This is a genomic window from Dehalococcoidales bacterium (genome assembly GCA_028716225.1).
Classification (GTDB): Bacteria; Chloroflexota; Dehalococcoidia; order Dehalococcoidales; family UBA5760; genus UBA5760.
The window spans coordinates 14,197-27,528 of sequence record JAQUQE010000002.1 but is presented as its reverse complement, the minus strand read 5'-3'; the positions used below and the strand labels follow the sequence as shown (position 1 = coordinate 27,528).

The following is a 13,332-nucleotide window of genomic DNA, read 5'->3' as shown; positions in this document are numbered from 1 at the left end:
ATAAATGTAATGGATGTGATGAATGAATATTATAGATTTGATGGAAGGGAATAGCAGGTTTGCTTCCAGCGCTGATCCGAAAGAGCTCAAAGAACTGGCAGAACGAGGCCAAAACCCGGTAGCGACGGTCATATCCTGCTCGGATTCCAGGGTTCCTGTAGAAGTGATATTCAATCAGCTGGATCCCGGCAGGCTATTCGTAATTCGGGTAGCGGGAAACATCATCGCGGACCCTATTGTGAAGGGAAGTATAGAGTATGCTGTAACGCATCTAAAAACCCCCTTTCTCATCGTTATCGGTCATTCGGGATGCGGAGCTATCAAGGCTTACCTTAGTATGGCAAATCAAGGCGAACTGGTGGAAATACTGCGCAACCTGGAACTTAAGAGTAAGAACCCGCAGCAGGCAGCTATAGAAAATATTCACTTGCAGGTTGAAAGAGCCTTGAGAATTGCATGTGTCCGTGATGCTCTGGAGTCCAAGTCCATAGAGATCTACGGTATGTTCTATGATCTGGAGACAGGTATTCTGACACGCGTGAACGTGAATGGTTTGCCGGTGAATGATATGGTTAGCCCTTGATTTTACGCCGGGACGCTGCCAGTGAATAATGTCAGCACCCAGATTGAGATAAACCGTATATTTACCCGGTTTGAATATGGCTTACTGTATCGTGTGCTTAACCTATTTGCACGCGATACCCTGTGGCGTTATAGCCCGGTATCAGCAACCTGTCTTTTGATGGCGGGGCGTGTTATTTATCCGATGAGGCGGGCTTTTCTTTCGGTTTCTTAAGCATTACCATGGCTATTGCCATGCCGGCAATAGCTAGTATTAGTGTCACCCAGAAAGCGATATCAAAGCTGCCGAATAAATCTTTGGCTCGACCCGCCACTATGTTACCGATTACTGCACCTATACCGTAGGCGAGGAACACTATGCCATAGTTGCTGGCATTTTCTCTGGGACCAAAGAAGGAAGCCGTGGTTGTCGGGGCTATAGCTAGCCATCCGCCCAGAGCCATCCACATTACTGACATGGATCCGATGTACAGGGCAATGTCACCCTGTTGAGCAACGAGCATTCCGATGGATCCCGCGGCAATTAATACGAATGAGATTAATCCTGAGAACCGTGGAGTAATACGATCAGTTAGCCAGCCGAAAAGAGGTCTGCCGGCGAAGTTGAAGGCGGCAAATACCGCTACCAGCGTCGCCGCAGTTCCCGAAGCGATACTAATTACATCTGTTCCCACGGTCTTCCCTATGCCGATTGCCATAAGTCCGGCGGTACAACCAAACACGTAGCATATGAACAGAGCAATGAAGCCGCGAGTCTTGATCATCTGCCTGGGGCTGAAACTCTCTATAGCGGTACCGCCTGTCTTAGGGCCGCTCCATCCGGCCGGCATCCAGTTAGAATCCGGAAACCGCATGGTCAAGGAGAGTATTACCGTAATTATCAGAAACGCTATGCCTAGTATTTTAAAAGCGTCCAGGATCCCGTATGAACTAATCAGAGAGTATCCGAGGGGCGATACAATCGCCGCTGACAGACCGAAACCGCCCACTGTTAACCCTACGGCCAACCCCTTTCTGTCAGGAAACCATCTATTTACCACTGCAATAGGACCGCCGTAGCACAGGCCTACCCCAACACCGGCGATTACACCGTAGGTGACGCAGAGCACAGGCAGGTTCGGCGCAAAACCGGACAGGATCCAACCTATACCAACAAGCGTACCCCCGATGATTCCTATTCTCCGTGGTCCGTATTTTTGTATCCATCTACCGCCAAAAGGCATTAGAATGGCAAAACACAGTAGAAAGATTATGTAAGGGAGAAGTGCTTCAGTATTGTTTAGTGTGTAATGTTCTCTAACTGCCCCTGAGAAAGTACTCCAGGCATAAACTGCTCCCAAGCATAATTGGATCAAAAAACCGAAGACAATAAACAGTACTCGTCCTCTCCCTGGGGACTGTCCGAAGACTTTCATTACGGCTGGGTCTTTTCCATCTGCCGACATTCATGCCTCCTAAGTAAAAAAATTGGGCAATATTAATACACGTATCCTGCAATAAAAATCAAGAGCAGCCTGGATTTTTAGACATGATATTCTCAGGGATTTCCCTGAAGACACACATGCGGGTCACAGGCATAGCAACATCATCAGCCAGTTAATACCGAGCACCCGGGTTGTCCCGTACAGCCTTGTTCGTTGACGTTAAGAAGTTTATCCGGATCTAATGGCTATCGCTCCTTCGGTGAAATAACTCCCCATCCCGTTATTTGTTTCCCTTTACCAGAGTGGAAACTACTGACGGATCGGCCAGGGTACTGGTATCGCCCAGATTTTCGGTATTGCCGGCGGCGATTTTGCTCAGTATCCGTCTCATAATCTTACCGCTGCGGGTCTTGGGCAGCCCCTCGGCAAACTGAATGGCGTCCGGGGTGGCTATCGGGCCGATTTCCTTACGGACATGAGCTATCAATTCTTTCTTGAGTTCGTCGCTCTTCTCAATGCCGACCTTTAGTGTGACGAAGGCGTAGATGCCTTGCCCCTTGATATCATGGGGCATGCCGACTACTGCTGCTTCGGCAACATCCTTGTGGGAGACCAGAGCACTCTCGACCTCGGCAGTGCCGATACGATGCCCGGCGACGTTGATGACATCGTCAATACGTCCCATCAGCCAGTAAAAACCGTCCTCATCTACCCGTGCCCCGTCGCCAGAGGTATATGTACCGGGGAAGCGTAGGAAATAGGTATCTTTAAACCTCTTGGGGTCGCCGTATACTCCTCGCATCAGGCCGGGCCAGGGTCTCTTGATGACCAGGTAGCCGCCTTCATTGACGTCGGCTTTGGTACCATTCTCCCTTACTACCTCAGGTACGATGCCGGGGAAGGGTAGTGAAGCTGAGCCTGGCTTAATCGGGCCGGTGCCGGGTAGTGGGGTAATCACATGGCCGCCGGTCTCGGTCTGCCACCAGGTGTCGATGACCGGGCACCTTGACTGGCCGATCATTGTGTAATACCAGATCCAGACCTCGGGGTTAATCGGTTCGCCGACTGTCCCCAGAATGCGCAGGCTGGATAAATCGTGCTTCTTAGGCCATTCATTCCCCTCTCTCATAATGGCCCGGATAGCGGTGGGTGCAGTGTAGAAGATGTTAACGCGGTACTTTTCGACGATCTCCCAGAAACGGTCCGGGTGGGGATAGCTGGGTACACCCTCAAAGACCAGGCTAGTAGTGCCTAGGGCTAGAGGACCGTAGAGTATGTAGCTGTGCCCGGTAACCCAGCCGATATCGGCGGTGCACCAGTAGGTGTCATCATCCTTAATATCGAAGACCCACTTTGTTGTCTGGTAGGTGTAGAGAAGATAGCCGGCTTGAGTGTGCAGGACGCCCTTGGGTTTGCCGGTGCTGCCGCTGGTGTACAGGATGAAGAGAGGATCCTCGGCATCCATTACCTCTGGCTCACAGTATGGCTTGATATCCCCGGCATTCATTTCATCGTGCCACCAGTGGTCACGCCCTTCTACCATATTTACTTCGTTGCCGGCCCTTTTTACCACGATGGCATGCTTAACCTTGGGGCAGGCGGACATAGCTTCATCGGCATTACTTTTGCTGCGGATGACCTTACCGGCGCGGTAGTAGCCGTCGGCACAGATGAGCAGTGTTGACCCGCAGTCCAATATTCTGTCGCGCAGAGAATCGGCACTAAAGCCGCCGAAAACAACGCTGTGGATGGCACCGATACGGGCACAGGCCAGCATCGCAATCGGCAGCTCCAGAATCATAGGTAGATAGATAGTGACGCGGTCGCCCTTCTTAACCCCTAACTTCTTCAGCACATTGGCGAATTTGCAGACATGGTAATACAATTCCTGATAGGTAACGGAATGGCTGTCGCCGATATCACCCTCCCATATCAAGGCCGCCTTGTTTTTCCGCCAGGTCTTAAGGTGTCTGTCCAGACAGTTGTAGCTTACATTGAGTTTCCCGCCCACGAACCACTGGTGCTGGCCTTCCTTGAAGTCCTCGACCAATACCTTGTCCCATTTCTTGAACCAGTCCAGTTGCTCGGCCTTCTCTGCCCAGAAGCCTTCGGGGTCATCAACGGACTTCTGGTAGATTTCCTTGTATTCTGCCATGCTCTTGACATAGGCATTTTTGGCAAGTTCATCCGGTGGATAAATGGTTCTTTTCTCTGCCATCATTGAGGTAATTGTTTTCTCTTCTTTCAAAATCGTGCTCCTTATTCAACATAAAATATTTTCTGCCTGGGTTTGCCAGGTCGTCCGACTTTAATTAGTTAGTCTTTTATGGACGTGCATAATAACTACAAAAATAACGGACTGTAGTGTTGTTGCGACCAACTCCGCTCCGCTTCGGCATACACCAAGACCGGCCGCGCAACCGGTTTTAATCGGATCGATTCAGGTTCTGCCCGTCAACAGCTAATACCTTTTATGCCTGATATTTGTACCTTTTACAGTTAATGATTGTATCTTACTGGTGATAATTATACACCAGTGTTGTTGCTGTGACAAGGCTGATCGTCCTGGCCACAGCATAGGGGGGTTGTGATTATTATCGGTATAAATTAGAATTAGTTTGGTGTTGATTGCATTATATGGTAAGGATTACCGTATCCGGTGAAGACTAGAATTCTTATTGCCGATGATCATTCTGTTCTGAGGAAGGGGCTGCGCCAGCTGCTGGAGATGGAACGTGACTTCGATGTTGTTGGCGAGGCTAGTAATGGCGAGGAAGCGGTCAGCTTGAGCAGGGAGCTGAAGCCGGATATCGTGATCATGGATATCGTTATGCCCGAGCTCAGCGGTATTGAGGCGACCAAGCTGATCAAACAAGCCAATCCGGCTATTGCGGTACTGATATTTACCGCTTATAGCGATATTCGCTACATACTCGGGCTTCTGGAGTCCGGTGCTTGTGGCTACCTGCTGAAGAATGCGCGCAGCAGGGAAATCGCCGGTGCTATTCGTGCCGTACGTTCCGGTGAGTCCGTGCTTGACTCAGCGGTAACACACAAGCTTCTCCAACGTGCTATCGGACTATCCGGCGATGCCGGTGGTGGAATGTCCGGTGGTCATCTGACTGCCCGGGAAATAGAGGTGTTGCGGCTGGCGGCCAGAGGAATGAGCAACAAGGATATTGCCGGAAAACTTTCCCTGAGCTTACGGACGGTAAAGGCACACCTGACCAATATCTTTGCCAAGATGGAGGTTGGCAGCCGTACCGAGGCGATCATGAAGGGATTTACCAAGGGTTATATCACTCTTGATGATGTACCCATGGGGGATTGAGTGCCATCGGTGGCAGGTTAGCCTCGCCGGATTCCCCGGGGGTATTTACGGGAATACACGTTCAGGACATGTTAGCTTAGTATTATTCGACGAAAGGTTATCATTGATTTGTTTGCCAGGATTATTGACGGTACACCCATTCCTTTATTAGTAATTGACCGGCAGCATCGGGTGACCTTCTGGAACACGGCGGTTGAATCCCTTTCCGGTATTCCAAGGGAAAAGATGGTCGGCACCAGCGAGCAGTGGCGTGCCTTTTATTCCGAGGAGAGACCGGTAATGGCCGATTTAGTACTTGACGGGGCTCCGGTAGATCAGATTGAGGGTTACTACCCGGGCAGGTGCTGGGGATCCCCTTTGATTGAAGGGGCCTATGAAGCTGAGGATTACTATCCCTCTCTGGGAGAAGCTGGCAAGTGGCTCTATTTTACGGCCAGCCCCATTAGGGATGAGAACGGCAGGGTGATTGGGGCGGTAGAGACCTTGCAGGATATCACCGAGCGCATGCGGGTTGAGGAGGCTCTGCAGGAGTCGGAAAAGAGCTACCGGGAGTTGTTTGACGGCGCTCTCGATGCTATTTGGGTCCATGATTTGGTGGGCAATATACTGAAAGCAAATCATGCCTCCGAAAATCTCACCGGGCTTAGCGGCGAAGCACTGGCGAGGAGCAATATAAAGGACTTTCTGTCCCGGCATAGTCTGCAGGTGGCCAGGGAGCGACGTCATAGAATGATTGAAAATGGCAAAGGTCTGGGGAAGCCCTACCGGCAGCGCATTATTCGTCAGGATGGACGTGAGACAACCGTGATGTGCACCACCAGGCCTATCTTCAGCGATGGCCGGCTTATTGCTTTTCAGAACATTGCCTGGGACATTTCTGAGCAGGAGTTAATGCAGGAAAACCTGCGCTATTATATGCAGCAGGTTACCATGGCACAGGAGCACGAACGTAAGCGTATTGCCCGTGATTTGCATGATGATATTACCCAGTCCCTGCTTCTGGTAACACAGGGATTGGATATGCTCAGCTCGGACGAGCGGCCGAAGCTGTCGAATGATCAGTTGAAACAGCACCTGGAAAAGCTGCGCGACCAGGCTGTAGATGCTCTGGAGGCTGTACGGCGTTGTGCGCATAATCTGAGGCCCAGAATAATAGATGACCTCGGTCTGGTGGCTGCCCTGGAGTGGTTGACCGATGAACTGGCGAAGAATCAGGGAATTGATGCCTCTGCTGAGATCACAGGGCAGGAACTGGCTCTGCCTGCCGAGGTTCAGTTGCTGCTGTTCCGCATCGCTCAGGAGGCGTTGAACAATGCCAGAAAGCATGCCCGGGCATCCAGCGTTGTCCTCAGACTGGAGTTTGGCGACGATAGCCTGACTCTGACGGTGAGTGATAACGGCAGGGGCTTTGAGGTCCCCAGGATAATCGGGAATCTGGCCGGTACCGGTAAGCTGGGGTTGGCCGGGATGCAGGAGCGGGCCAAACTGATCGGCGGCAGCCTTAAGATAGAGTCGGAAATAGGCGAGGGAACGACTATTACGGTCAGGGTGCCCGTCTCGGTTTCTATCTCGGAATAGTCCTGTTGTTACTGGTTTCGGGGAAGTCTACTCTGTTTCTCCGTTTTTGAAGGAATCGAGCTGTTGCCGGAGCCTTTCCAGTTTTGATTTCCTTAAGGTCAGTTTGTCCTGTTCTTTGTCGATAACGGCTTTCGGTGCCTTGGCAAGAAAGTTGCTGTCCTTTAGCCTGGCTTCCAGTTGTGCGATGGTGAACTGGATTTCTGCCATCTCTTTTTGTAGACGCTTTCTCTCCGCAGCCAGGTCGAGCATACTCTCCATGGGTATTGCTAGCTCGGTCTCCCCGAGCACCATTACCAGAGCATTTCCCCCGGCCGTTCTTTCTTGCCGGTCAGTGCGGAAGGTGACCGGTTTTGCCCTGGCTAGATTCTGGATGATTTCACAGTAGGGGCTGATTGCTTGCGAAAGACTGCCGGCGTAAACGTGTGCTGTAATCCACCGGTTGCTCTCTACCTTGTATTCGGCCCGGATGTTGCGGATAGAGCGTATGATTTCGATTATCGATGACATAACGCGTTCCGCCTCCGGGTCCATAGCTGCTTCCCTGGCTTCGGGATAGGGGGCTGTCATTATCGATTCCGTGTCCTGATGTGCCGGCGCACTGTATTTCAGGTTTTGCCATAATTCCTCGGTTAAAAAGGGCATAAAGGGATGCAGGAGACGGAGCGATGTCTCCATGACATGGACCAGGATCGGGACGGGTGAAACGGTGCCCACGGCGGATTGGAGGCGGATCTTGGCGATTTCAATGTACCAGTCGCAGAACTCTCCCCAGAGAAAATCATGTATTTGCCTCTGTGCTTCACCAAACTGGAACTCTTCCATCAGATTGGTGGCATTTCTTATGGTGTGATTGAGCCGGGACAGAATCCAGCGGTCTTCTATCGGGAGCAACCCCTCCTGTATTCCGGTTTCCGTGCTGCCGGGTGTAGTGCTCCTTATTATGAACCGGGTGGCATTCCACAGCTTGTTGGCGAAGTTGCGGCCTGCTTCCAGGCGTTCCGTAGTCAGTTTGATGTCGTTTCCCGGCGATGTGCCTGTGGATAGAGCGAAGCGCAGGGCGTCGGTACCGTACTGGTCCAGGGTATCGAGCGGGTTGATTACATTGCCCCGGACCTTGCTCATCTTTGCGCCCTTCTCGTCCCGTACCAGACCGTGAAGATATATGGTGCTAAAAGGAATCCTACCGGTGTCTTCGATGCCCATCATGATCATCCTGGCTACCCAGAAGAAGAGGATATCGTAGCCGGTTTCCATGACGGTGGTCGGATAGAAATAGCGCAGGTCTTCGGTATCATCGGGCCAGCCCAGTGTTGAGTGAGTCCAAAGCGCCGAGCTGAACCAGGTATCGAGGACGTCCGGGTCCTGCTCTATATTAACCGAGCCGCAAGAGGAGCATTCTTTGACATCCTCGACGGCTACCGTGAGGCTGCTGCAGTCCCGGCAGTACCATACCGGTATGCGGTGCCCCCACCATAGCTGTCGGCTGATACACCAGTCGCGGATGTTTTCCATCCAGTTGAGGTAGACCTTGGTGAAATGCTCGGGGACGATTCGAATATCCCCGCTGGTTACGGCTGAGATAGCCGGTTGGGCTAAAGGTGCCATCTTGACGAACCATTGCTTGCTGACCACCGGCTCGATTATTGTCTGACAGCGCTGACAGTGGCCGATCGAATGGGAATAAGGTTCTACTTTAACCAGCAGGCCTTCTTTCTCCAGGTCGGCCAGTATTGCCTTGCGGCAGGAGAACCGGTCGAGGCCGGCGTAGGGTCCGGCGTTGTCGTTCATGGTGGCATCCGGGTTCATAATGTTGATCAGAGGCAGCCCCTGGCGCTGTGATACCTCGAAGTCGACCGGGTCGTGCGATGGTGTAATCTTGACGGCGCCGGTTCCGAAGCCGGAGTCGACCGCTTCGTCAGCCAGGATAGGTATTGCCCGGTTCACGACGGGTAGTATGACCTTCTTGCCTATGACGTTGCTGAACCGCCTGTCATCGGGATTGACCGCTACCGCGGTATCGCCGAGGATTGTTTCCGGGCGGGTGGTGGCGACGGTAATGAACTCATGGTTGTCTTCCGCCAGAGGATATTTGACATAATACAGGTGCCCGTTGACGTCTTTGTGGTCGACCTCGAGGTCGGAGACGGCGGTGGCGCAGCGGGGGCACCAGTTGATAATCCTCTCCCCGCGGTAGATCAGGCCTTTCTCATAGAGACGGACGAAGACGGTGCGCACGGCCCGACTCGGTCCCTCGTCTAGTGTAAAATGTTCCCGGCTCCAATCGCAGGAAACCCCCAGCCTCTGGTGTTGCCCGGTGATAGTTGTACGGCACTTCTCTGCCCAGTGGTCCATCCTGTTCAGGAACTCCCGCCGTCCCAGTTGGTGCCGGTCCAGCCCTTTTTTGGCCAGCATTTGTTCTACCACAACCTGGGCGGCGATTCCGGCGTGGTCGAATCCGGGGAGCCATAGCGCCACCTCACCCTTCATCCGGTGCCAGCGGGTCATGATATCCTCCAGGGTGGCGGTCAGCGCATGCCCGATATGAAGCTCGCCGGTAACATTGGGCGGGGGCATGATAATGACGAAAGGCTTCTTTCCCGGGTCTATCCTGGCTGTGAAATAGCCCTTCTCCATCCAGAACCGATACCACCTGGGCTCGACCTTGCCCGGTTGATACGCCTTGGCCATTTCTTCTTCCATCTTTGTCTGTTCCGTCATAGTTGCCTTTTCCCGCGTTTAGTTCAAGTCTCAAAAAGGGTGCTTCGTCATCTAAAGCTCCGGAGTGCTAAAAAAGCCTGACTACCCTGTCCAGTATCCTGTCTGCCACTTCTCTCTTACTGAGCAGGGGCAGGGTTTCCTCATTGCCCTGTTTGTCTATGATTGTTACCCGGTTGGTATCGACGCCGAAACCGCTGCCGGTATCGGTGATGTCATTGGCGACTATCAGATCGAGTTGCTTATCCGCCAGCTTTTGCCTGGCGTTGGCGATGACGCTGTCAGTCTCGGCGGCGAAGCCGACCTTAAGGAAGTCCCCCTTCACCTGGCTCAGAATATCCGGCGTCCTGATTAGCTCCAGGTTCAGGACGGGACGTTCTTTCTTAATCTTGGTCCTGGCGGTTCTCCTGGGCCGATAGTCGGAGACGGCGGCTGCCATAATCAGGGCATCCGCTCGAACTACCGCCCTGGCTACCGCCTTTTTCATCTCGGCGGCGGTTCTAATCCGGGCGACGTCTATACCGGCCGGTGCGGGCAGCATGGTGGGAGCGGTAATCAGCGAGACAACGGCGCCCCTATCCCTGGCCGCTTCGGCTAAAGCATACCCCATTTTACCCGAGGCACGATTGCCGATGTGACGGGCAGGGTCGATCGGTTCCTGAGTGCCACCGGCGGTAATCACGATATGTTTTCCCGCCAGGTCGTTTACTTTATTCAGTATCTGGCTGATGGCGGCTATAATCCTCTCCGTTTCGGCCAGTCGTCCTTTGCCTGTTTTGCCGCAGGCCAGGCGGCCGCAGTCGGGTTCGATGATGGCAAACCCCCTCGCTTTCAGTGCGGCCAGATTGTGTTTGGTAATCGGACTCTGGAGCATGTTGACGTTCATTGCCGGTGCCAGTATCACCGGTGCTTTAGTCGCCAGCACGGTGCAGCTGATCATATCGTCGGCGATACCGACCGCAATTCTGGCAATGATATCGGCGGTAGCCGGGGCGATGACCACGACGTCGGCCGCCTCGGCTAGAGCGATGTGCTCGATGCTGAACTCGGACCCGGTATTCCACATGCTGGTTACTACCGGCCGGCCGGTAATATTACGAAAAGTCAGCGGAGCTATGAATTTTGTCGCCGCTTCGCTCATTACTACCTCGACCATGGCTCCTGCCTGGGTCAGCCTGCTGGCAAGCTCGGCGGCCTTGTAGGCGGCGATACTGCCTGTTATTCCCAGTACTACTGTCTTCCCGGTTAGCATTTTTCTCCTTGCCCGCTACTTCAGGATCGGTTCATCAGGTAGATGAGCCTTAGTCCGATCAGCGTCAGATCGGGGTTTACCACGTCGAATACCTTTGTTTCTTTAGCGATGATAGTGGACCAGCCTCCGGTAGCCACCACCCGGGCTTTTTCTCCCAGCTCTTGCTGGATGCGGGTGATCATACCTTCGATCAGCGATACGTAGCCAAGAACAATCCCCGACTGCATCGCGGTGACGGTGCTGGTGCCGATAGCATGTTTGGGATGGATTAATTCTACCCGCGGCAGCATGGCTGCCTTGATAAACAGGGTCTCGGCTGCGGTGTTTATCCCCGGGGCAATCGATCCTCCCTGATAGCAGCCTTCCTTTGAAACGACGTCGAAAGTGGTTGCCGTCCCCATGTCGGTAACTATGACCGGGCCTCCGTAGAGGTGGTGGGCGGCGGCGGCATTGACGACACGGTCGGCGCCGACCTCTCTGGGGTTGTCCATATGTATCGAAACCCCGGTCTTGACACCGGCTCCTATCACCAGTGGCGTAAGCTTGAAATAGTGCTGAAAGAGGTCCTCGTAGGTAGTGATCAGCGGGGGTACGACGCTGCATATGGCTGCCGCCGTGATATCGGTCGTATCCAGTTTCTGGTGGTGCATCAGGTTGAGCAGAATGGCGGCATATTCATCCGCCGTACGGTGAATATTGGTCGCCATATGCCAGGTGGCCCGGAGCTTGGTGTCTTCAAAGGCCCCCAGTTTTGTATCGGTATTTCCGATATCGATAGCTAATAGCATCTTATCTGTTCAGTCCTGTCCCTAAAGTAAATCTTAGCGATTATTCCTCTTTTAGTTGCTTGATCGCCAGTGGCAGTACCGGAAGCAGGTCGCTGGCAATCATACCGGCATCACCCAGCCGGGATCTGACCATTTCACCGGCTTCCCCGTGGAGAAATACACCTGCGGCGGCGGCGTCAAAGAGTGACAGCCCCTGCGCTGCCAGCCCGGAGATAATCCCGCTCAGGACGTCGCCGGTTCCGGCCGACGCCAGTCCCGGATTGGCTGCTGCGCTGATTCGAGTACGGCCGTCCGGTGTGGCGATAACGGTACAGGCCCCTTTCAGGACGATTGTTTTATTCGTCTTTCTGGCCATCTCTTTGGTGATTTCGATTCGGGCTGACTGCACTTCATCTACCGTGACCTCAGCCAGTCTGGCCATTTCGCCGGGATGCGGAGTAAGGATAGCGTCAACGGTCAACCGCTGCCACCAGTTAGGGAATCTGGCCAGGATGTTGAGAGCGTCGGCGTCCAGAATGAGTGGCGGCAGCGTTGTTTTTACTCTTAGCAGCAGTTCCTCGATGAATTTGGCTACCGGCTGGCTTTGTCCCAGCCCGCAGCCCAGAAGCAATGCATCATAGCCGTTAAGATTCTGGCGTATCAACTTGGCGGCACCCGGGGAGATGATACCGGGGTGCGCTTCGGGTAGCGGCAGGTAGGTTGCCTCGGTAAGCTTGCCGGCGATAATCGATTGTATTCTGGCTGCTGTTGCCAGTGTTACCAGTCCGGTGCCGACGCGCATGGCACTGCTGCAGGCCAGGTAGGCTGCGCCGATATAGTTGCTCGAGCCGGCAACGATGATGACCTTGCCGAAGGTCCCCTTATTGGCATTAAGCGGACGCCTGGGTAGTGCCGAACTGACCCAGTCGGCGGTGATCAGCTCGTCGGTGGCCTGCTCGGCCAGGTAGGCGGGGATGCCGATATCGGCCGTGGTTATCCGGCCGGTTCTCTCTGCGCCGGGGTATTTGAACAGGCCGATTTTGGGAAAAGCAAGGGTAATCGTATTGTCGGCATAGAGGCAGGACGGGTCGACTGCTCCGGTATCGGCGTTCAGACCCGAGGGTAGGTCTACGGCAATGATGCGCATACCGGGCCTCTTTGCCTGGTTGATCATATCCAGGGCTTTCTTCAGGGTGCCGTGAAACGGGCGAATTCTACCGATTCCGAATACGGCATCGATAACGGCACCGGTTGTTGGCAGCAGGTCTGCCAGTTGGTCCAGGGCGGTCTCCTTAGTGGCGTCGACGCAGTTTATGCTGCGTTCCCGGACCAGTATCAGGTTCGGATCATCCGGCGGTCTTTCGCTGAAGAGGAAGATGTTGACCTCGGCTCCCCGGTCGTGAAGGTGGCGGGCCGCAACCAGCCCGTCCCCGCCGTTGTTTCCCGGGCCGACCAGGATCAGGATGGTCTTCCCGCTAACGCCGCCCAGTATTTCCCCGGCTTCCTCGGCGACTGCCGCTCCGGCGTTTTCCATAAGCTTGTCGGCCGGCAAGCCGATATTGGCACAGTCCAGGTCTGCCTGGCGTGTCTGATTAGCAGTGAGAATCTTCACGGTGCTTCCTCTCGTAAAAAGTAGCCCGCCTCAGGTATTACTAGCAATCTGAGTGTAGCAATATTCCGGTC

Annotated in this window: 9 protein-coding genes; 3 read left to right on the top strand and 6 right to left on the bottom strand. The window is 53.7% G+C overall.

What is annotated here, in order from left to right:
* Positions 1-22 precede the first annotated feature (22 nt).
* Positions 23-583, top strand: a complete 561-nt coding sequence (locus tag PHI12_01645) for a carbonic anhydrase (GenBank protein MDD5509504.1) — start codon at positions 23-25, stop codon at positions 581-583.
* A 172-nt stretch (positions 584-755) separates the two neighbouring features.
* Here PHI12_01645 and PHI12_01640 read toward each other — a convergent pair whose 3' ends face one another.
* Positions 756-2,027, bottom strand: a complete 1,272-nt coding sequence (locus PHI12_01640; GenBank protein MDD5509503.1) for an OFA family MFS transporter — start codon at positions 2,025-2,027, stop codon at positions 756-758.
* A 259-nt stretch (positions 2,028-2,286) separates the two neighbouring features.
* Entirely contained in the window at positions 2,287-4,254 is a 1,968-nt protein-coding gene (gene acs / locus PHI12_01635; GenBank protein ID MDD5509502.1) for an acetate--CoA ligase, read from the bottom strand.
* A gap of 411 nt (positions 4,255-4,665) precedes the next feature.
* Here acs and PHI12_01630 point away from each other — a divergent pair, with 411 nt between their 5' ends.
* A complete protein-coding gene (locus PHI12_01630) occupies positions 4,666-5,337 on the top strand; it encodes a response regulator transcription factor (GenBank protein MDD5509501.1) in 672 nt (223 codons plus the stop codon).
* Between the two features lie 108 nt (positions 5,338-5,445).
* Positions 5,446-6,915, top strand: a complete 1,470-nt coding sequence (locus tag PHI12_01625) for a PAS domain S-box protein (GenBank protein ID MDD5509500.1) — start codon at positions 5,446-5,448, stop codon at positions 6,913-6,915.
* Between the two features lie 27 nt (positions 6,916-6,942).
* On the opposite strand, the gene PHI12_01620 is transcribed toward PHI12_01625, so the two are convergent.
* From PHI12_01620 to PHI12_01605, 4 genes are all read right to left on the bottom strand, one after another.
* Entirely contained in the window at positions 6,943-9,633 is a 2,691-nt protein-coding gene (locus tag PHI12_01620; GenBank protein MDD5509499.1) for a valine--tRNA ligase, read from the bottom strand.
* A 67-nt stretch (positions 9,634-9,700) separates the two neighbouring features.
* Positions 9,701-10,882: a bifunctional phosphopantothenoylcysteine decarboxylase/phosphopantothenate--cysteine ligase CoaBC gene (coaBC, locus tag PHI12_01615; protein MDD5509498.1), complete on the bottom strand. Its 1,182-nt coding sequence runs from the start codon at positions 10,880-10,882 to the stop codon at positions 9,701-9,703.
* A 20-nt stretch (positions 10,883-10,902) separates the two neighbouring features.
* Positions 10,903-11,670, bottom strand: coding sequence for a type III pantothenate kinase (locus tag PHI12_01610; GenBank protein MDD5509497.1), 768 nt, complete (start codon positions 11,668-11,670; stop codon positions 10,903-10,905).
* 40 nt (positions 11,671-11,710) lie between these two features.
* The gene (locus tag PHI12_01605) at positions 11,711-13,261 is read right to left on the bottom strand and encodes an NAD(P)H-hydrate dehydratase (protein ID MDD5509496.1); all 1,551 of its coding nucleotides are present in this window, start codon (positions 13,259-13,261) and stop codon (positions 11,711-11,713) included.
* Positions 13,262-13,332: the final 71 nt, after the last annotated feature.

Bases quoted from the DNA above. Each gene is read 5' to 3' on its own strand.
- PHI12_01645 (MDD5509504.1), top strand. From the start codon at position 23: ATGAATATTATAGATTTGATGGAAGGGAATAGCAGGTTTGCTTCCAGC.
- PHI12_01610 (MDD5509497.1), bottom strand. From the start codon at position 11,670: ATGCTATTAGCTATCGATATCGGAAATACCGATACAAAACTGGGGGCC.
- PHI12_01620 (MDD5509499.1), bottom strand. From the start codon at position 9,633: ATGACGGAACAGACAAAGATGGAAGAAGAAATGGCCAAGGCGTATCAA.
- coaBC (MDD5509498.1), bottom strand. From the start codon at position 10,882: ATGCTAACCGGGAAGACAGTAGTACTGGGAATAACAGGCAGTATCGCC.
- PHI12_01640 (MDD5509503.1), bottom strand. From the start codon at position 2,027: ATGTCGGCAGATGGAAAAGACCCAGCCGTAATGAAAGTCTTCGGACAG.